We start from the raw sequence: 19,459 nt of genomic DNA, 5'->3' as shown, positions 1-19,459 counted from the left end.
GTCAGCGGGTGTTGCCCCAGCGGGCCTGTTCCAGCAGGTCGACGGCCCGGGTTCGGGCCTGCGGGCCGTCCGCCCGGAGCAGTGCGGTGGCCTCGTCGACGGCGTCGGTGAGGGTGCGCCACTGCGTCTCGCGCTCCCGGACCAGGTCCGACTGGGCGGCGAGCTGCCGGGTCTTGACCCACAGCTCGACGAAGACCGACACCTTGGCCCGCAGCACCCACGGGTCGAAGGGCTTGGTCAGGTAGTCGACCGCGCCGACCGCGTACCCGCGCAGGGCGAGCTGGGCATCCTTGTCGGCCGCGGTGAGGAAGATGATCGGCACGTGCCGGGTGCGTTCCCGCCGCTTGATGTGGCTGGCGGTCTCGAAGCCGTCCATGTCGGGCATCTGCGCGTCCAGCAGGATCACCGCGAAGTCGTCCACCAACAACTGCTTGAGCGCCGCCTCGCCGCTCTCCACAGCGACCGACTGCACCGGCAGCCCCTGGAGAATCGCCTCCAGGGCCATCAGATTCTCCCGCCGGTCGTCGACCAACAGCGCCTTGGCCGTCTGGGTCACGCTCTCTCCTCGCCTCGGCTGCCGCCCACCCAGGACGCCATCAGCTCGATCAGGTCGTCCAGGTCAACAGGTTTGGTGATGTAGTCGCTGCCGCCCGCCGCGAGCGCGGACTCGCGGTCGCCCGGCATCGCCTTCGCGGTAAGGAAGACAATAGGCAGGTCGGCGAAGCGATGGTTACGGCGGATCTGCCGGGTGGTCTCGTAGCCGTCCTGGTCGGGCATCATCGCGTCCATCAGCACGATGTCCACCTCCGGATGCTCGGCCAGCCGGCGGACGCCGTCCGCCCCGTTGTCCGAGTACAACACGGTCATACCGTGCAACTCCAATGCGCTGGTCAGCGCGAAGACGTTCCGCACGTCGTCGTCGATGATCAACACGGTGACGCCCTCCAGCCGGCGGGTGGCCGGTGTCTCGGCCACCCCCGACAGCTCCGGCGGGGACATCAGCAGCGACGCGGGCAGGCCCGCGCGGGCCGGCGACGGTGGCGCGGGCGCGACCACCGCATCCGGAGCCAGCACGTCCGGTACGTACAAGGTGAAGGTGGAACCCTCCCCGGGCGCCGAGGCCACGACGATCGAGCCGCCGAGCAGGCGGGCCAGGTCCCGGCTGATCGACAGCCCCAGCCCGGTGCCGCCGTACCGCCGGCTGGTCGTGCCGTCCGCCTGCTGGAACGCCTCGAAGATCAGCGACAGCTTGTCGTCCGAGATGCCGATCCCGGTGTCGATCACCGTGAAGGCGATCACCTGTCGGGCGTTGGTCAGCGCCGGCACGTCGAAGACGACGTTCTCGGACGCCGGGGCGATCCGCAGCGTCACCGTGCCGTTGTCGGTGAACTTCACCGCGTTGGAGAGCAGGTTGCGCAGGATCTGCTGCAACCGCCCGGTGTCGGTGACCAGCGCCGGGGGCAGATCCTCGGCCACCCGGACCTGGAGGTCGAGGCCCTTGTCCTCGGCCTGCGGGGTGAACGCCTGCTCTACGAACCCGCGGATCTCGTCGAACCGGACCTCGGTCGGCTCGACGTCCATCCGGCCCGCCTCGATCTTGGACAGGTCGAGGATGTCGTCGATCAGACGCAGCAGGTCCGAGCCGGAGTTGTGGATGGTCCGGGCGAACTCGATCTGCTTCGGGGTGAGGTTCTCCTCCGAGTTCTCCACCAGCAGCCGGGCCAGCAGCAGCAGCGAGTTCAGCGGCGTACGCAGCTCGTGGCTCATGTTGGCCAGGAACTCCGACTTGTACGCCGAGGCCCGGGTGAGCTGCTGGGCCTTGTCCTCCAGGCCGAGCCGGGCCAGCTCGATCTCCCGGTTCTGAGTCTCGATGTTCGCCTTCTGCTCGGACAGCAGCTGGGCCTTGTCCTCCAACTCGGCGTTGGTGCGCTGCAACTCGGCCGACTGCTCCTGGAGCTCGTGGGCCAGCCGCTGCGACTGGGCCAGCAGCTCCTCGGTGCGCCGGTTGGCCTGGATCGTGTTGACCGCGACGCCGATGGTCAGCACCAGCCGCTCCAGGAACGACAGGTGCAGTTCGGAGAAGGCGGCCACGCTGGCGAACTCGATCACGCCGAGCAGTTCGCCCTCGAACAGCACGGGCAGCACCACCAGGTCGGCCGGCGGGGTGTCCGCCAGCCCCGAGCGCAGGGTGAGCCGGCCGTCCGGGGAGGCGCTCACCCGGATCGTCCGGCGGGACAGCGCGGCCTGCCCGACCAGTCCCTCGCCGGGGCCGAACGTGACGTCGTGCCCCCGAGCCACGTAGCCGTACGAGGCGGTCAGCCGCAGCCGCATGCTGCCGTCGGAGGTGTCGACCAGGAAGAACGCGCCGAGCTGCGCGTCGACCAGCGGGGTCACCTCCATCATGATCATCCGGCAGACCTCGCCGAGGTCCCGCTGCCCCTGGAGCAGGCCGCCGATGCGGGCCAGGTTGGAGTCCAGCCAGCCCTGCTCGGCGTTCTTCTTCGTCGTCTCCCGGAGGGTGACGATCATCTGGTTGATGTTGTCCTTCAGCTCGGCGACCTCGCCCTGGGCCTCGACCGCGATCCGCTGGGTCAGGTCGCCCCGGGTCACCGAGGTCGACACCTGGGCGATGGCCCGGAGCTGGGTGGTGAGCGTGGAGGCGAGCTGGTTGACGTTCTCGGTGAGGTCCCGCCAGGTGCCGGAGACGCCCTTCACCTGCGCCTGGCCGCCGAGCTTGCCCTCGATGCCGACCTCGCGGGCCACCCGGGTCACCTCGTCCGCGAACGACGACAGCTGGTCCACCATCGTGTTGACCGTGTTCTTCAGCTCCAGGATCTCGCCCTGCGCGTCCACGGTGATCTTCTGGCCCAGGTCGCCCTTCGCGACGGCCGTGGTCACCGACGCGATGTTACGCACCTGCGACGTCAGGTTCGACGCCATCGAGTTCACGTTGTCCGTCAGGTCCCGCCACGTGCCCGAGACGCCCTTCACCTGCGCCTGGCCGCCCAGCTTGCCCTCCGTGCCCACCTCACGGGCCACCCGGGTCACCTCGTCCGCGAACGACGACAGCTGGTCCACCATCGTGTTCACCGTCGACTTCAGCTCCAGAATCTCGCCCCGGGCGTCCACGGTGATCTTCTGCGACAGGTCACCCTTCGCCACCGCCGTGGACACCTGGGCGATGTTGCGGACCTGGGCGGTCAGGTTCGACGCCATCGAGTTCACATTGTCGGTCAGGTCCCGCCAGGTGCCGGCGACGCCACGCACCTGGGCCTGGCCGCCGAGCTTGCCCTCCGTGCCCACCTCGCGGGCCACCCGGGTCACCTCGTCCGCGAACGACGACAGCTGGTCCACCATCGTGTTCACCGTCGACTTCAGCTCCAGGATCTCGCCCCGGGCGTCCACGGTGATCTTCTGCGACAGGTCGCCCTTCGCGACGGCCGTGGTCACCGACGCGATGTTACGCACCTGCGACGTCAGGTTCGACGCCATCGAGTTCACGTTGTCCGTCAGGTCCCGCCACGTGCCCGAGACGCCCTTCACCTGCGCCTGACCGCCCAGCTTGCCCTCCGTGCCCACCTCGCGGGCCACCCGGGTCACCTCGTCCGCGAACGACGACAGCTGGTCCACCATCGTGTTCACCGTGTTCTTCAGCTCCAGGATCTCGCCCTGCGCATCCACGGTGATCTTCTGGCTCAGGTCGCCCTTGGCGACGGCCGTGGAGACCTGGGAGATGTTGCGGACCTGGCTGGTCAGGTTGCCGGCGAGCTGGTTGACGTTCTCCGTGAGGTCCCGCCAGGTGCCGGAGACCCCACGCACCTGGGCCTGGCCACCGAGCTTGCCCTCGATGCCGACCTCGCGGGCCACCCGGGTCACCTCGTCCGCGAACGACGACAGCTGGTCCACCATCGTGTTGACGGTGTCCTTCAGCTCCAGGATCTCGCCCTGCGCGGCGACGGTGATCTTCTGCGACAGGTCGCCCCGGGCGACGGCCGTGGACACCTGGGCGATGTTGCGGACCTGGGCCGTCAGGTTCGACGCCATCGAGTTGACGCTGTCGGTGAGGTCCTTCCAGGTGCCCGCGACGTTCGGCACCTCCGCCTGGCCGCCGAGCTTGCCCTCGGTGCCCACCTCCCGGGCCACCCGGGTCACCTGCTCGGCGAAGAGTCGCAGCGTGTCGGTGAGATAGTTCATCGTGTCGGCCAGCTCGGCGACCTCGCCGCGCGCCCCGACCGTGATCTTCTGCGACAGGTCGCCCTTGGCCACCGCCGTCGCCACCTGCGAGATCGACCGCACCTGGCCGGTCAGGTTCGACGCCATGGTGTTCACCGAGTCGGTGAGGTCCTTCCAGGTGCCGGCCACCCCGCGCACGTCGGCCTGGCCGCCGAGCTTGCCCTCGGTGCCCACCTCCCGGGCCACCCGGGTCACCTCGTTGGAGAAGGACGAGAGCTGGTCGACCATCGTGTTGACCGTGCGGCCGATCCGCAGGTACTCGCCGCGCAGCGGCCGACCGTCGATCTCCAGCGCCATGTGCTGGGAGAGGTCGCCGTCGGCCACGGCCACGATCACCCGGGCGATCTCGGTGGTCGGGCGGCCGAGGTCGTCGATCAGCGAGTTGACGGCGCGCTGCCCCTCCGCCCAGAAGCCCTCCAGCCCCTCCTCGTCGAGACGCTCGGTGAGCCGGCCGTCCCGGCCGACGATCCGGCTGATCCGGCGCAGGTCCAGGTGCTGCCGCTCCTGGAGGGCCACCACGTCGTTGAACGCGTCCGCCACCTCGCCGGCCGCGCCCGCCCGCCGGGGCAGGCGGACCTTCAGGTCACCGCCGCGCACCCGGCGCAGCGCCTCCGCCAGCTCGCTGAGCAGGGCGGCCTGGTCCGGCGCGGACGGGTCCGCGGCTACCGAGTGTTTCGCCGTGGTCATCATTCCTCGCTCAGTTCGGGACCGCCGGGGCCTGCCGGCACACCGGCCATCCCATCATTGTGCCCGGCCGAGCGTCGATGCCGCGCCGCGCCGCCCGCCGGGTCGCCCACGCGTCGAAGCAGCTCACGGCTCAGGGCAACGCGGCCGGCCGGGACGACGGCCGCCGGATCCCGCGTCGCCCGGGCGGTCCCCCGGGCGGGGTACGCCCCTCGTGGCAGCATCCGGGTCGGCTTGGCTTACGGCCGGGCCGCGGTGGAGGATACGAAGGTGTCAGCGGAGGCGGGACCGGCGACCTCAGGCGGTCCGGACGAGCGCGTCCGCCGGGTACGGCTGCCCGCCGACCGGCGGACGCCGGCCGCCGCGCGCGCCCTGGTCCGGTCCGTGCTGGCCGCCGCGAGCCTCGACGACCTGCTCAACGAGGCCCTGCTGTTGACCACCGAGCTGACCACGAACGCCGTCGAGCACGCCCGCACGGAACTGGACATCGAGGTCGTCGCCGACGACGTCGGGCTGACCGTCACCGTCTCCGACTTCGCCGCCAGAACGGTCGACGAGCTGACCGTGGGCGTCCGCAACGACAGCTCCGAGATCAACGAGGTCTCCGAGCGGGGCCGCGGGTTGCTGCTGGTCGACCACTTCGCCAGCCGGTGGGGCACCACATACCTGCCCACGGGCAAGGGGGTGTGGTTCCGGCTCGACCGGCGCGACGCCGCCGGGCGGCCGGTCGCCCCCGGCCCGCCGCCCGCTGGCGGGTGGGGCCTGGCGACCATCCGCTCCGGCGGCGGTCCGGAAACCGAGCACCCTGGGCCGAGCGCCGGGGCGATGAGCGAGCTGATGCAGACCGCTCCCGACCAGTACGCCGAGGACCCGCTGCCCGAGTTCACCACCGACCTGCTCACCCGGCTGGCCGAGATGGTCGGCGCGGCCGGCGGCGTGGTCCGGCTGGACCGGGGTGACGGGCAGGGCACGCAGGTGCTGGCCCGCTACGGTCGCGCCCCGCGGGCCGGAAACGAGCTGCTCCGGGTGCCGCTGGCGGTGCACCGGCCGTACGCCGGGGAGCTGGAGCTGGACGCCGCCCCCTCGACGTACGCCCGGCCGCTGGCGGTGCTGACCGCCGAGCGGCTCTCGCTGCACCTGGAGAACGACCGGCTGCGCCGGGCCAACGTCCGCCGGCAGGCCTGGCTGACGTTCCTGGCCGAGGCGAGCGAGCTGCTGGCCCAGTCCCTGGACGTCGAGCTGACCATGGCACTGATCCCGCAGCTCGTGGTCCCCCGCCTCGGCCAGTGGTGCGCGGTGCACACCGCCGACGAGTGGGGGCAGCTGCGGCTCGCGGCGGCCACCCACGCCGACGAGTCGGTGCTGCCGCAGCTGCACAAGGTGCTCCGGGAGACGGGGACGGACTCGGTGCAGGCCCGGCTGCGCGAGGCGTCCCGGACCGGGTCGCAGGTGCCGCTCGGCGGGCCGATGGAGGGCTTCGCCGTCCCGCTGGTGGCGCGCGGCCAGCGGCTGGGCACCCTGGCGGTCGGCCGGCACCAGCGCCACCGGCACGACCCGGACGAGGTCGCCGTGCTGGAGGACGTGGCCCGGCGGGCCGCGCTGGCCATTGAGAACGCCCGCATCCACGCCGAGCGGCGCAGGGTGGCGCAGACCCTCCAACAGTCGCTGCTGCCGCCGGCCCTGCCGGTCGTCGAGGGCATCGGCTTCGCCGCCGAGTACGTGCCGACCGGGGACGACGCGGAGGTCGGCGGCGACTTCTACGACGTGCTCCCGCTGCCCGACGGGCGCTGGCTGGTGGTGGTCGGCGACGTGTCCGGCAAGGGGGTCGAGGCGGCTGCGGTCACCGGGCTGGTCCGGGACGTCATCCGGGTGCTGGTCGGCGACGGCAAGCCGCTGCCGGAGGTCCTGGGCCGGCTCAACGAGACGCTGGTCGAGCGGGGCGGCGGGCGCTACTGCACGCTGGCGCTGGCGGCGGTCAGGCCGGGCGACGGCGACCGGTTGGACGTGGCCCTGCACCTGGCCGGACACGACCGGCCGGTGCTGCTGCGGGCCGGCGACGGGGCCGAATTCGTCGGGGCCACCGGCACCGCGCTCGGCCTGCTCGACGCGATCAGCTCGCCGACGGCACAGATCACGCTCGCCCCCGGTGACTCGCTGATCTTCTACACGGACGGGGTGACCGAGCGCAGGCGGGGCCGGGAACTGTTCGGCACCGATCGGCTGCGGGAGTCCGCCGCGCCACTGGCCGGGTACTCGGCCGACGTGGTGGCCGCCCGGCTGCGCTCGACCGCGATCGGGTTCTCGGTCGAGGCCCCCCGCGACGACATCGCCATCCTGGTGCTGCGCAACGACCGGCTCTGAGCCCGGGGGCGGCTTCGGGTCACGCCGCCCGGGTTCACAGGCCGCCGGGGAGGCGGCCGGGGGCCAGGCGCTGGTGCGGGTCGAGGTATTCCTTCGCCGCCCGCAGCCTGGGCAGTGAGGCCAGCTCGCCCCAGAGGTCGACCGCCTGGCGCACCGGTGGCGGCGCCGCCACCACGACGCACCGGCCACGCCGAGCGAGCAGCACCCGGCGCACCCCGGTGACGATCGACGCCACCCGCTCGGCGGGCAGGGCGCCGGGCAGGGCCGCGTGCACCACGCCCTGCCCGGCGGAGCCCCGGATCGGGACCGGGCCGCCGGCCGCGTCGCGCAGCGCGTAGACGGCCGCGTGGAGGTCGGTGGTCGGCACCTCTATGCGCAGCGCGGTCTCGCCGGGGCCGAACGGATAGCTCCGCCACCACGTCGGCGCCGAGTGGCCGACGGTTGCCTCGTCGCCCAGCAGGGCGAGCAGGCTGTCCACCCGTTCGGAGACGTCGGCCGGGCCGCCCTCCAGCAGCACCGTCAGGGTGCCCGCCCCGGCCGGCGGCGGCGCCCGGCGGAACATCGAGGGGTGCCGGGCGCGAGCAGCCGCCGCCGGGTCGTCGGGGTGCGGCGCCGGGCGCACCCGGTTCGCCCGGGCCGGCAGGTCCAGCTCGACGGCCGCCGGGTCGAGCCGGGCGGCGAGCACCGCCCGGACCAGGTCGGGCAGCTCCAACGGGCTCCCCACCGGGCGGGTGACCCAGACCTGACTAGCCGGCACCGGCTGCACCCGCAGGGTGGCCGAGACCAGCACCCCGAGGCCGCCCTGCGACCCGCAGAGCAACCGGGCCAGCTCCAAGCCGGGCGTGCCGCCGCCCGCGCTGGTCAGCTCGCCGTCGGCGGCCAGGTAGCGCACCCCGACCAGTTGGTCGCAGGGGCCGCCGTGGCGATGCCGCAGCGGGCCGGACTCGTCGGCGGCCAGCACCCCGCCGACCGTCGCACCGGGCGAGGGCGCGTCGAGGGCGAGGCGCTGCGCGGTGCGTTCCAGGATCGCCTGGGCCGCGCGCAGCGGGGTGCCCGCGCCGATCTCGGCCACCCGGACGCCCGCCGGCTGGTGGCCGATGCCGGCCAGCCGGCCGGTGTCGAGCATGATGTCGACCTGCTCCGGGGCGGCACCCCAGTCGATCTTCGTGCCGGCGCCCCGGGGCACCACCTTCAGGTCGTGGGCGGCGGCCAGCCGGAGCACCTCGGCCGCGGCGGACGGGTCGCCGGGCACCGCCACCCACCGGGCCGGCCGCCCGGCGACCTCGTCGGCCGCCCCGGCAAAGCGGGCGAAGGAGGAACCGCAGATCTCGGTGAGTCGACGAGTGATGCCCATTGCCCCGGACCGGTCGGTCGACCGCGCTGCTGCCGCCATGCCGGTTATCGTACAGGTGTTCGAACGATCCGGAGAACACCTCGCCGGGCCGCCGCAGCGCCCCGACGGCAACCCGGCCGGCCGGTAGCCTGACCGGCGTGACCACCGAGATCCCGCCCGTCGCCAAGCAGGTTCCCACCGAGCGCATCCACCACGGCGACACGGTCGTCGACGAGTACGCCTGGCTGGCCGCCAAGGACGACCCGGAGATGATCGCCCACCTGAGGGCGGAGAACGCGTACACCGAGGCGCGCACCGCGCACCTGGAGGAGTTGCGCGGAACCCTGTTCGAGGAGACCCGGCGCCGCACCCAGGAGACCGACCTGTCGGTGCCGACCCGCAAGGGCGGCCACTGGTACTACACCCGCACGGTCGAGGGCCAGCAGTACGGCGTGCACTGCCGCCGGGCCGTCCACCCCGGCGAGACCGAGCCGCCGGTGAGCGCCGACGGCGCCCCGCTCGACGGCGAGGAGGTGCTGCTCGACGGCAACCTGCTGGCCGAGGGGCACGACTTCTTCTCGCTCGGCGCGTTCGACGTCAGCCCCGACGGCCGGTGGCTGGCGTACTCGACGGACTTCTCCGGCGACGAGCGGTTCACCCTGCGGGTGAAGGACCTCAGCACCGGCGAGGTGCTGCCCGACGAGGTGCCCGACACCTCTTACGGTGCCGCCTGGTCGGCAGACGCCTCGGTGCTGTTCTACGTCACCGTGGACGACGCCTGGCGGCCCAACCGGGTCTGGCGGCACCTGATCGGCACCCGGGCCGCCGAGGACGTCGTGGTCCACCAGGAGGACGACGAGCGCTTCTGGGTCGGCGTCGAGCTGACCCGGTCGGAGAAGTTCATCCTGATCGACAGCCACAGCAAGATCACCAGCGAGGTGCGGGTCATCCCGGCCGGCAACCCCACCGGCGAGCCGGCCCTCGTCGCCCCCCGCCGGCAGGGCGTCGAGTACAGCGTCGAGCACCACGGGCACCGCTTCCTGATCCTGCACAACCACGACGCCGAGGACTTCGCGCTGGCGTTCACCTCGGCGGACGCGCCGGGCGACTGGGTGCCGCTGATCCCGCACACCCCCGGCACCCGGCTGGAGGAGGTGGACGCCTTCGCCGACCACCTGGTCGTCTCGCTGCGCAGCAACGGGCTGACCGGGCTGCGGGTGCTGCCGGTCGGCGGCGGCGACGGCCACGACATCGACTTCCCGGAGCCGATCTACAGCGTCGGGTTGGACAACAACCCGGAGTACCGCACCCGGCAGGTCCGGCTGAACTACGCCTCGCTGGTCAGCCCCGACTCCGTGTACGACTACGACCTGGTCACCCGGGAGCTGACGCTGCGCCGGCGCAAGCCGGTCCGGCCCGGTCCGGACGGCCGGGAGTACGACCCCGCCGGCTACGAGCAGCACCGGGACTGGGCGCTCGCCGACGACGGCACCCGGGTGCCGATCTCGCTGGTCTGCCGGGCCGGCACCCCGCGCGACGGCTCCGCCGCCTGCGTGATCTACGGGTACGGCTCGTACGAGGCGAGCATGGACCCGTGGTTCTCCATCGCCCGGCTCTCCCTGCTGGACCGGGGCGTCATCTTCGCGGTCGCCCACATCAGGGGTGGCGGCGAACTGGGCCGCCGCTGGTACGACGAGGGCAAGATGCTGGCCAAGAAGAACACCTTCACCGACTTCGTCGCCTGCGCCCGGCACCTGGCCGGCTCGGGCTGGACGTCGCCGGACCGGCTGGTGGCCCGGGGCGCCTCGGCCGGCGGCCTGCTGATGGGCGCGGTGGCCAACCTGGCCCCGGAGGCGTTCACCGGCGTCGTCGCGCAGGTGCCCTTCGTGGACGCGCTCACCTCGATCCTCGACCCGTCGCTGCCGCTGACCGTCACCGAGTGGGAGGAGTGGGGCAACCCCCTCGACGACCCGGAGGTGTACTCGTACATGAAGTCGTACACCCCGTACGAGAACGTGGCCGCGGTGGACTACCCGGCCATCCTCGCGGTGACCAGCCTCAACGACACGCGGGTGCTCTACCACGAGCCGGCGAAGTGGATCGCCCGGCTGCGGGCGGTCGCGCCCCGGGGGGACTACCTGCTCAAGACCGAGATGGGCGCCGGCCACGGCGGCCCCAGCGGCCGGTACGACTCCTGGCGCGAGGAGGCGTTCATCAACGCCTGGGTCCTCGACCGGCTGAAGGTGGCGTAGGGAAAGCTCTCCCCACCCGGCCTCCGCCGCGTGGCGGAGGCCGGGTGGGGCGCGTCGTCAGGGGGCGGTGACCAGGTCGGCTAGGGCGGCCGGGTCCACGTTGCCGCCGGTCACCACCGCGACGGTACGGCCCGCCGGCAGCTCGCCGGCCCGGAACAGCCGGGCGGCCGTCGCCACCGCCCCGCTCGGCTCGACCACCAGCCGGGCGTCCCTGATCAGCCGGCCCGCCGCCGCCCGGATCTCCTCCTCGGTCACCGTGACGATGCCGTCGAGGCGGTCCCGCAGGTGGGCCAGGGTCAGCTCGGACAGGTTGGTGCGCAGCCCGTCCGCGCAGGTGCGGTAGGTCAGCTCGACGTCCCAGGGCACCACCCGGCCGGCGGCGAGCGACTCCCGGGCGTCTGCGGCGAGTTCCGGCTCGACGCCGATCACGGCGGTCGACGGGCGCAGCGCCCGCAGCGCCGTGGCGACCCCGGAGGCGAGGCCGCCCCCGCCGACCGGCACCAGTACCACGTCCACGTCGGGCAGGTCGTCGACGATCTCCGTGCCGACGGTGCCCTGCCCGGCGATGATCCGCCGGTCGTCGAAGGGTGGCACCAGCACCGCCCCGGACTCGGCGACGATCCGCTGCGCCTCGGCCAGCCGCCGCGCGGGCGGGACGAGCAGCACCATTGCCCCGAACGCCCGCATCCGGGCGATCTTCACCTCCGGGGCGCCCTCCGGCACCACCACCGTGCACGGCACGCCGGCCGCCCGCGCCGCGTACGCGAGGGCCTGCCCGTGGTTGCCGGACGAGTGGGTGACCACGCCCCGGCTCCGCCCGGCCGCGTCGAGGCGGGCGACCGCGTGGGTTGCGCCGCGCAGCTTGAACGAGCCGACCGGTTGCAGGCTCTCCGGCTTCAGCCACAGCGCGTCGTCCCAGGGGGCGCGCAGCAGCGGCGTGCGGAGCACGGTCGGGGCGATGTCGGCGGCGGCGACCCGGATGTCGTCGAGCGTCACGAGGTCCATCCCGCCATCCTGCCGCCGCCGCCAGGATCGCGCTCATTCACGGGAAGAGTGGCATCCCCCGTCGCTGAGGCCACTGATTCTCTGAATTTGCGCGTTCGCGAGGGCGGGCAGCCGGGGCTACCGGGTCAGCGCGGCGACCAGCCGGGGTGTCGGCCCATCCGGGCCAGGGCGAGGTCGAGCGGGGCGGCGTCCGGCGGGGCGGCGACCGGGGCGGCGAACGCCCCCATCCGCTGGCCCGTCTCCCCCATCCGGTCCATGAACGCGTGCAGGACGGCGGTCGCGTCCGGGGCGGCCTCGAACGGCTGGCCGGTAGCTCGGGCCAGGTCCCAGGCGTGCACGGTGAGGTCGATCAGCCCCATCTCCCCGACGGTCTCCGGGGGCAGCCCCATCCCGGGCGAGACGCCCTCCAGCGCGGCCGGGTCCGCCCACGCCTCGATCAACCGCTCGGTCTCGGCGGCGAACCGGTCCTGCCAGCCGTCGGTCAGGTAGTCGATCTTGTCCCAGTTCACCGGCCGCTTTGCTGCCAACTCCTGGAAGTTGACCACCACCTGGTACAGATGGTTCATCAGGTCCCGGACGGAGTAGTCCGCGCACGGGGTCGGCAGGTCGAGTTGGTCGTCACGGATCGCCCGGGCCACCGCGACGGCGCGCGGCGCGGCTTCGGACAGCAGTTCACTAGTCTTCGTGGCCATAGGAGCAGCGTATGAGGGTGGTCTTGAAGAAATGCGACACCAGCCGCGCGGCGACAGCCGGGGCATCCTCGACCCCCGTCGGCTGCTGCGCGAGGTCCGCTTCCGCCGCCGGCTGCCCGCCGCCGCGCTGCGCCCGTACGTCGAGCTCTACTGGCTGATCGACTGGGAGCTGGACGAGCCGTTCGAGCAGCGGGTGCTCCCGCACCCGGCGGTCAACGTGGTGTTCCAGCGCGACGGCGACGGTCGGGAGACCGCCGAGGTGGCCGGCGTCGGGCGGGAGCTGTTCCGGATCACCCTGACCGGCACCGGCGGGGTCAGCGGGGTGCAGTTCCGGCCGGGCGGCTTCCGGCCGTTCTGGCGGCGGCCCGTCGCCGAACTGACCGGCGAGCGCCGCCCGCTCGCCGCCGGCCTCGTCGGTGGCCGGCGGCCCTGCGCAGGTACGGACGACGAGCGCTGCGCCGCCCTGGACGACCTGCTGACCGCCTGGGACCCGCGCCCCGAGCCGTTGACGGCGGAGGCGATGGCGCTGGCCGAGGAGATCCGCGTCGACCGGGGCGTGCTGCGGGTCGACGACCTGGCCCGGCGACACGGGACCAGCACCCGGCGGCTGCAACGGCTCTTCCTCGACCAGGTGGGCGTCGGCCCGAAGTGGGTGATTCGTCGGTACCGGGTCCAGGAGGCGATCGAACAGGCCGCCGGTGGGCCGGTGGACTGGGCGGCCCTCGCCGCCGACCTCGGCTACGCCGACCAGGCCCACCTGGTCCGCGAGTTCACCGCCGCCACCGGGATCTCCCCGACCGCGTACGCCCGGTCGCTCAGCCGGCCGGCGTCAGCCCGGTGAGGAAGGCCCGCCAGGCGGCCGGGGAGTAGGGCAGCGGGGCGGGGGTTCGCCCGCTCCGGGAGTATCAGGCTTGCCCCCTGCCGGGCGGGCCCTGACGAACCCCCTAGACGTGGTCTGGGTCCGTACGAGCGCACGCGATCACGCTGGATCACACTGGCTCAGGGAACAAGATCGTGCTCGATCAGGGAAACTGTGGGCTCGTTACGGGGGGAGGCCACAGTTTCCGGGATCGAGCACGGTCTTGCACGCCTGGCCGATCGCCCGCGGTTCGCGGGAGGCCGCCCGGCCCCGGAACGCTCCGGAACTGGTAGATCTCCGCTCACCCGCCCTGAACGCGGGGCCGTTGCCGGGGCGGAGGCGTCGACAGGGTGACTCGCCCGCCTACCGGCGGCGGCGGAGGGCGACCACGGCGACGTCGTCGTTGATCTCGGTGGGGGCCAGCTCGACCAGCAGCCGCTGGCAGAACGCGTCCAGGTCGGCGTCCACCACCTCGGCGCAACTGGCCAGGGCGGCCAGCCCTTCGTCGATCGTGGTGTCCCGCCGCTCGATCAGCCCGTCGGTGTAGAGCACCAGCGTCGCCCCGGCCGGCAGCACGAACTCCAGGTCTTCGGGGCGGGCCGCGCGGACGCCGAGCAGCGGGGCCGAGTGCTGGACGTACTCCACCGTGCCGTCCAGGCTGATCAGCGCCGGCAGGTGACCGGCGCTGGCCAGCCGGACGTGGCCGGAGTTCGGCTCCAGCAGCAGCAGGCAGATGGTGGCCAGCTCGTTGCGCAGCAGCGTCAGCATCAGCTCGTTGACCCGGTGCAGGATCGCGCCCGGCTGGTGCCCCTCGACGGCGTACGCGCGCACCGCGTGCCGCAGCTCCGCCATCACCGTCGCGGCGTGCAGGGAGTGCCCGGCGACGTCGCCGATCGCCATCAGCAGGTGGCCGTCCAGCATCACCAGCTCGTAGAAGTCGCCGCCCACCTCGGTCTGCGCGCTGGCCGGCTCGTACCGGACGGCGAGGTCGAGCCCGACGATCTCCGGGATTCGGCGGGGCAGCAGGCTGCGTTGCAGGGTGACGGCGATGCGGTGCTCCTCGTCGAAGGAGCGCTGCGCCTCCACCGCCGCCGCGACGGCCTGGGCGACCTGCACCAGCACCGGCGTCCCGGCGGTCTGGGTGTGCGTCGGCACCACCACGTAGAGCGGTGCCCGGTCCTCGCGCAGCTTCGCCGCGGCCACGGTCACCTGGTCTCCGTCGGGCCAGTCGACCAGACCCCAGTTGCCGGGGTCGTCCACCCACACCGTGGAGCCGGTCGGCACCCCGGAGTCGTCGACGACCCACGGCACGATCCGGGGTTCGTCCCCCGATCCGGCGCAGACCCCGGCGATGCAGTCACCGTCGAAGGTCTCCGCCACCACCACCGCCGGTCCCTTGAAGATCCGGGCGGCGCCGGCCGCCGCCGACGTCAGCAACCGGGGGAAGTTCGGCGCGGCGTGCACCGCCACGGTCGTCTCGGCCAGCCCGGTGAGCCGCTCGGCGAGCAGCTCGGCGCGCTGCCGGGCCCGGTAGTAGCGCAGCACCGCGTGGGTGGTGGCGACCAACTCTTCCGGGTCGATCGGCTCGGCCAGGTAGGCGTCCGCGCCCCGGGTCAGGCCCTGGGCCCGGTCCGCCACGTCGACGGCGTGCGCCGACACGTGGATCACCGGCATCGCCGGCTGGGCCTTCTTGATCCGTTCGCAGACCTCGAACCCGGTCAGGTCGGGCAGCCGGACGTCGAGCACGACCAGGTCGATCTGGTCCACCCCGATCCGGGCCAGCGCCTCCCCGCCGGTTTCCGCCTCCAGCGTCGCGAAGCCGGCCCGGCTGAGCCAGCTCACCAGCAGGTAGCGCTTCGTGGGGCTGTCGTCGACCACCAGTACGGTCGCCGGACCGCCCGCCGTAGTCACCCTCCGCCGATCGGCAGGGTGACCATGAAGGTGCTGCCCCGGCCCGGCTCGCTGGTCAGTTCCAGGGTGCCGCCGAGCAGTCGCACCACCCGGCGGGCGTACGGCAGGCCGAGGCCGGTGCCGCCGATCCGGGTGCTCCCCGGCACCTGGTAGAACTCCTCGAAGATCCGATCGTGCTGCTCCGGGGCGATGCCGGCGCCGGTGTCGGCGACCGACAGCCGCCACCGCTCGTCGCGAACCTCCGCCCGCAGCCGGACCTCGCCCCGCTCGGTGAACTTCAGCCCGTTGTGCAGCAGGTTGCGCAGCACCTGGGCGAGCAGCACCTCGTCGGAGCGGAGCGTCCCGGGCGGGGGCGGGTCCTCCACCACCAGCTCGACATCCGTCTTGGACAGCGCGCGCAGGGTGCCGCGCAACTGACCGAAGACCGCCCGCAGGTCCACCTCGGCCCAGTTCGGCTCCAGCCGCCCGGACTCGGCCTTGGCCAGGTCGAGCAGCTCGTTGACCAGGGCGAGCAGGTCGGTGGCCGAGGAGCGGATCAGCCCGACCTGCTGGGCCTGTTCCTCGGTCAGCGGGTCGGACGCGGAGTCGGCCAGCAGCCGGCTCAGCCCGATGACCGCGGTCACCGGGGCGCGCAGCTCGTGGCTGACGTTGGCCAGGAACCGGCTCTTCGACTCGCTGGCCGAACGGAGCTGGACGGACTTCTCGTCCAGCTCGGCGTAGAGCGCGACCACGCCCCGATTGGTCTCCTCCAGCTCCTCGGTGAGCTGGTTGTACAGGGCCATCACGCCATGGTTGGTCTCCTGGAGTTCCTCGTTGAGCACGGCCAGCTCGTCGCGCTGGCTGCGCACCTCGTCCAGGGCGGCGATGAGCTGCTCGTTCTGTGAGGCGAGCTCGTCCAGGGCGCTGCCGGGAGCGCTGCTGCCGAGCTCGACGCGCAGCTCGGCAAGTCGCTCCGGGGTCAGCACCTGTGCATTGGCGGGGACACGTCGGGACATCCTCACGACCGTATCGCCCTCCCGGTCCACCACGCCCAACATGTCCACCAGTCGCGCCACCGCGCCGGAGTGCGGCTCGTACCGGCCGTCGGGCAGCGGGCGCACCGGGGCCAGGTCCACCCGCACCCGCGGTGGGCCCTGCCCGTCGAGGTCGACGGTGAAGGTGACGTCCGCACCGCCGGTGGCGTGCAGCAGGTCCCGGGCCACCTCGCTGAGGGCGGTGGCAAGCCGGATCTGGTCCTGGTGTTCCAGGCCGACCGCCGCGGCCACCTCCCGGCCGCGCTGCCGGACCACGAAGATGTCGTGCTCGACCCGCAGCGCCATCTGGAGCAGCGGCGACCCGGTCACCATGCCGCCCGGGCGACCAGGACGCAGGCGTCGTCCCGGCGCAGTCCCGCGTCGCGCAGCAGCGTCGCGGCCATCACGAGCGGACCGCTGCGGAGCAGCCCGGGATAGTCGTCGAGCTGCCAGCGGTCCACCACGCCGTCGCTGTGCATCACCAGCGACGCTCCGGCCGGGAAGGGATAGTCGTACTCGCGGACGACGGGTCGCTGGTGGCCGGCGATCCCGGGCAGGGAGACCAGCCCCCGCCGCCGTTCACCCTCGGCGACCACAGAGGCGGAGATGTTGCCCAGCCCGGCGAACCGCAGCAGGCCGGCGTCCTGGTCCAGCTCGGCGACGGCCAGCGCCGCGCCCCGGGTGTGCGACATGGCCCGGTGCAGGTGCTGCACCACCGCCGCCGGCGACCCGGCCGGGGCGGCCCGGAACGCGGCCAGCGCCGCGTCGGTGGCCGCCGCGGCCAACGGCCCGTGGCCGAGACCGTCGCAGGTCAGCACCTGGTGCCGCCCCTCGGCGATCCGGAGGGCGTACCCGTCGCCGCTGACCGACTCGCCGGTGATCGGCCGGGTGAGCGCGCCGACCCAGGACAGCTCCGGGTGGGGGCCCTGAGGCCAGACCTGCACGGCCAGGACGGTGCCTTTGCCGGGCCGGGAGTAGCCGTCGAACCAGTCGGTCTGACGCATGATGGCACCGAGACCGATGCCGAGGGTTCCGGCGGTGGAGTGCCCGTCCCTGGAGGAAACGGTCAGGTCGGCCATGCCGGGCCCGGAGTCGATGGCGACCAGTTCGACGCCGGCCTGTCCGTCCCGGCGCACCGGGCGCAGCAGCAGCATCCCGTCCTCGGCGTGCTTGACCAGGTTGCTGGTCAGCTCGGCGGCGACGATCGCCAGGTCGGCCGTGCGGGCCTCACCGATCTCGAGCTGCCGGCCCAACCGCTCGGCGGCCCGCCGGACCGCGCTGGCCGCGCTGCCATTCTCCACCCGGAACCACAGGCCGTGGTCGGACAGGTCTTCGGCGATCATCGGGACCACTTGGTGATCGTGATCCGGGTCCCCTGACCCGGCCCGGTGACGATGTCGAACTCGTCGACCAGTCGGCGGGCGCCGCTCAGGCCGAGGCCGAGTCCCCCACCGGTGGTGTAGCCGTCGGTGAGGGCGAGGCCCAGGTCGACGATGCCGGGGCCGTCGTCGGCGAAGACGATTCGTATGCCGCGCCGCAGGCCGTTGTCGACGGTGGTCACCTCGGCCTCGCCGCCCCCGCCGTAGACCAGGGTGTTGCGCGCCAGTTCGCTGGCCGCGGTGACCAGCTTCGTCTGGTCGACCAGGGAGAGCCGGGCCGCCACCGCCACCGTCCGTACCAGTTGGCGGACCCGCACCACGTCCTCGTCGCTCTGGATCGCCTGCGCCTGCGGGTGGCCCAGGTCGATACCGGCGGTCATGTCGTGGCCGTCGTCTCGTCGTCCGTCTCGTGGTCAACGGCGAAGTCGTAGTCGTCGTGCCCGGCCGCCGCGATCAGCTCCATGCCGCGCTCGACGTTCAGGGCGGTACGGATGCCGTTCAGCGACAGGCCCAGCTCGACCAGGGTGATGGCGACGGCGGGACGCATCCCGACCACCACCGTCTCCGCGTCGAGCACCTTGGAGATAGAGGCGATGGCGGACAGCATCCGGCCGACGAACGAGTCGACGATGTCCAGCGCCGTGATGTCGATGATCACGCCGTGGCAGCCGGTGGCGACGATCCGCTCGGCCAGGTCCTCCTGGAGCTGGATCGCCGTCTGGTCGGACATGTCGACCTGGATCGACACGAGCAGGATGTCGCCGATCTTCAGGACCGGAACCCGCTCCATCAGAACTCCCGTCGCGGATGCCGGCGGGCGTTCGCCGCCCCGCTCAGCCGCAGCACGTGACGCAGCGCGTCGGCCAGGCTGGCCTTGGTGGCGATGTCGCCGAACTCGATGCCGAGCGCAACGATGGTCTGGGCGATCTGCGGGCGGATGCCGGAGATGATGCAGTCTGCACCCATCAGCCGGGCTGCCACCACCGTCTTGAGGATGTGCTGGGCGACCTGGGTGTCCACCGCCGGCACGCCGGTGATGTCGATGATCGCGTACGGCGAACTGGTGTCGATCAGGGTCTGGAGCAGCCGCTCCATCACCACCTGGGCCCGGGCCGAGTCGAGCGTGCCGACCAGCGGCACGGCCACCACGCCCTCCCAGATCTTGACGACCGGGGTGGAGAGTTCGAGGAGCTGCTCGGCCTGGTCCGCGATCAGGCCCTCCCGGGTGCGGACGAAGCTCTCGAAGGTGAACAACCCCATCTGGTCGACCAGCGAGGAGAAGGCCACGTAGTCGCGCAGGGTGGCGGTGCCCTCGCCGGCCTCCATCAGCTCCAGCAGGACGTCCTTGAGGGCGTACACGCTGACCGCCGTCTCGGTGGCGGTGAACCCCTGCCGGGCCCGGCCCCTGGACAGCTCGGCGAGCACGGCGCGCAGCTCACCGGCCGACTCGGACTCAAGATCGAACGCACCGTCCCGCCCCGCTTCCACGATGGCACGGTGCAGCTCCTGCACCTGTCGGCGCAGCTCGGCATGACTGAGTCGGCCGCGCAGCGACGCGGTGGCGATCTCCGTCCAGCGCTGTGTGACCCGCTCGGCATGCTCGCTCAGCAGACCGGTCAGCCGACCGCTTTCATCCGCGTTCAATGCCACGGCATCCTCCCTCTGACCTGGACCGGCCGGACTCTACCACCGGGTACCCAGCAACTAATTGCCACAAAGCAAAGAAATGATCGTGGA

The 19,459-nt window shown here is 72.7% G+C and carries 14 protein-coding genes; 3 read left to right on the top strand and 11 right to left on the bottom strand.

Going from position 1 to position 19,459, the window contains the following annotated elements:
* Position 1: 1 nt before the first annotated feature.
* Entirely contained in the window at positions 2-556 is a 555-nt protein-coding gene (locus tag ACQPZO_RS01695) for a response regulator (RefSeq protein WP_350883499.1), read from the bottom strand.
* Entirely contained in the window at positions 553-4,923 is a 4,371-nt protein-coding gene (locus ACQPZO_RS01690; RefSeq protein WP_433346402.1) for a HAMP domain-containing protein, read from the bottom strand. The genes ACQPZO_RS01695 and ACQPZO_RS01690 overlap by 4 nt, the downstream gene beginning before the upstream one ends.
* A gap of 264 nt (positions 4,924-5,187) precedes the next feature.
* Between ACQPZO_RS01690 and ACQPZO_RS01685 the strand changes: the two genes are divergently transcribed.
* Positions 5,188-7,278: a SpoIIE family protein phosphatase gene (locus tag ACQPZO_RS01685; RefSeq protein WP_433346400.1), complete on the top strand. Its 2,091-nt coding sequence runs from the start codon at positions 5,188-5,190 to the stop codon at positions 7,276-7,278.
* 34 nt (positions 7,279-7,312) lie between these two features.
* Here the strand turns inward: ACQPZO_RS01685 and ACQPZO_RS01680 are convergent, their stop codons facing one another.
* Complete coding sequence (locus tag ACQPZO_RS01680; protein ID WP_433346398.1) at positions 7,313-8,671, bottom strand: FAD-binding oxidoreductase; 1,359 nt, start codon at positions 8,669-8,671, stop codon at positions 7,313-7,315.
* A gap of 98 nt (positions 8,672-8,769) precedes the next feature.
* Between ACQPZO_RS01680 and ACQPZO_RS01675 the strand changes: the two genes are divergently transcribed.
* Positions 8,770-10,863: a S9 family peptidase gene (locus ACQPZO_RS01675; RefSeq protein ID WP_433346396.1), complete on the top strand. Its 2,094-nt coding sequence runs from the start codon at positions 8,770-8,772 to the stop codon at positions 10,861-10,863.
* A gap of 57 nt (positions 10,864-10,920) precedes the next feature.
* Here ACQPZO_RS01675 and ACQPZO_RS01670 read toward each other — a convergent pair whose 3' ends face one another.
* On the bottom strand, positions 10,921-11,868 hold the full coding sequence (locus ACQPZO_RS01670; RefSeq protein ID WP_433346394.1) for a threonine ammonia-lyase: 948 nt from the start codon (positions 11,866-11,868) through the stop codon (positions 10,921-10,923).
* Positions 11,869-11,993: 125 nt separating this feature from the next.
* Positions 11,994-12,560 carry a TIGR03086 family metal-binding protein gene (locus ACQPZO_RS01665; RefSeq protein WP_433346392.1) on the bottom strand — a complete coding sequence of 189 codons (567 nt, stop codon included), beginning with the start codon at positions 12,558-12,560 and terminating at the stop codon, positions 11,994-11,996.
* Between the two features lie 31 nt (positions 12,561-12,591).
* Between ACQPZO_RS01665 and ACQPZO_RS01660 the strand changes: the two genes are divergently transcribed.
* Positions 12,592-13,401 (top strand): AraC family transcriptional regulator, encoded by an 810-nt coding sequence (locus ACQPZO_RS01660; protein ID WP_433346390.1) that lies wholly within the window; start codon positions 12,592-12,594, stop codon positions 13,399-13,401.
* A gap of 381 nt (positions 13,402-13,782) precedes the next feature.
* Here the strand turns inward: ACQPZO_RS01660 and ACQPZO_RS01655 are convergent, their stop codons facing one another.
* The 6 genes from ACQPZO_RS01655 to ACQPZO_RS01630 are packed head-to-tail and all read right to left on the bottom strand — an operon-like array spanning position 13,783 to position 19,372.
* Entirely contained in the window at positions 13,783-15,330 is a 1,548-nt protein-coding gene (locus ACQPZO_RS01655) for a SpoIIE family protein phosphatase (protein WP_433346388.1), read from the bottom strand.
* Positions 15,327-16,676 (bottom strand): sensor histidine kinase, encoded by a 1,350-nt coding sequence (locus tag ACQPZO_RS01650; protein ID WP_433346386.1) that lies wholly within the window; start codon positions 16,674-16,676, stop codon positions 15,327-15,329. The genes ACQPZO_RS01655 and ACQPZO_RS01650 overlap by 4 nt, the downstream gene beginning before the upstream one ends.
* The gene (locus tag ACQPZO_RS01645) at positions 16,670-17,686 is read right to left on the bottom strand and encodes a SpoIIE family protein phosphatase (protein ID WP_433346384.1); all 1,017 of its coding nucleotides are present in this window, start codon (positions 17,684-17,686) and stop codon (positions 16,670-16,672) included. Before ACQPZO_RS01645 ends, ACQPZO_RS01650 begins: the two co-directional genes overlap by 7 nt.
* Positions 17,683-18,102 carry an ATP-binding protein gene (locus tag ACQPZO_RS01640; RefSeq protein ID WP_396671610.1) on the bottom strand — a complete coding sequence of 140 codons (420 nt, stop codon included), beginning with the start codon at positions 18,100-18,102 and terminating at the stop codon, positions 17,683-17,685. Before ACQPZO_RS01640 ends, ACQPZO_RS01645 begins: the two co-directional genes overlap by 4 nt.
* Entirely contained in the window at positions 18,099-18,512 is a 414-nt protein-coding gene (locus ACQPZO_RS01635; protein WP_433346382.1) for an STAS domain-containing protein, read from the bottom strand. The genes ACQPZO_RS01640 and ACQPZO_RS01635 overlap by 4 nt, the downstream gene beginning before the upstream one ends.
* The gene (locus ACQPZO_RS01630; RefSeq protein WP_433346380.1) at positions 18,512-19,372 is read right to left on the bottom strand and encodes an STAS domain-containing protein; all 861 of its coding nucleotides are present in this window, start codon (positions 19,370-19,372) and stop codon (positions 18,512-18,514) included. The genes ACQPZO_RS01635 and ACQPZO_RS01630 overlap by 1 nt, the downstream gene beginning before the upstream one ends.
* Positions 19,373-19,459 lie beyond the last annotated feature (87 nt).

Origin of the sequence: Micromonospora sp. CA-111912 (genome assembly GCF_050948415.1) — a bacterium.
Classification (GTDB): domain Bacteria; phylum Actinomycetota; class Actinomycetes; order Mycobacteriales; family Micromonosporaceae; genus Micromonospora.
The sequence above is the reverse complement of the archived record's forward strand: the minus strand, read 5'-3'. Positions and strand labels throughout refer to the sequence as shown.

What these genes read in the sequence shown, in the direction of transcription:
- ACQPZO_RS01690 (WP_433346402.1), bottom strand. Translation starts at nt 4,923, where the DNA reads ATGATGACCACGGCGAAACACTCGGTAGCCGCGGACCCGTCCGCGCCG.
- ACQPZO_RS01680 (WP_433346398.1), bottom strand. Translation starts at nt 8,671, where the DNA reads ATGGCGGCAGCAGCGCGGTCGACCGACCGGTCCGGGGCAATGGGCATC.
- ACQPZO_RS01670 (WP_433346394.1), bottom strand. Translation starts at nt 11,868, where the DNA reads ATGGACCTCGTGACGCTCGACGACATCCGGGTCGCCGCCGCCGACATC.
- ACQPZO_RS01665 (WP_433346392.1), bottom strand. Translation starts at nt 12,560, where the DNA reads ATGGCCACGAAGACTAGTGAACTGCTGTCCGAAGCCGCGCCGCGCGCC.
- ACQPZO_RS01660 (WP_433346390.1), top strand. Translation starts at nt 12,592, where the DNA reads ATGCGACACCAGCCGCGCGGCGACAGCCGGGGCATCCTCGACCCCCGT.
- ACQPZO_RS01650 (WP_433346386.1), bottom strand. Translation starts at nt 16,676, where the DNA reads ATGGTGACCGGGTCGCCGCTGCTCCAGATGGCGCTGCGGGTCGAGCAC.
- ACQPZO_RS01645 (WP_433346384.1), bottom strand. Translation starts at nt 17,686, where the DNA reads ATGATCGCCGAAGACCTGTCCGACCACGGCCTGTGGTTCCGGGTGGAG.
- ACQPZO_RS01640 (WP_396671610.1), bottom strand. Translation starts at nt 18,102, where the DNA reads ATGACCGCCGGTATCGACCTGGGCCACCCGCAGGCGCAGGCGATCCAG.
- ACQPZO_RS01635 (WP_433346382.1), bottom strand. Translation starts at nt 18,512, where the DNA reads ATGGAGCGGGTTCCGGTCCTGAAGATCGGCGACATCCTGCTCGTGTCG.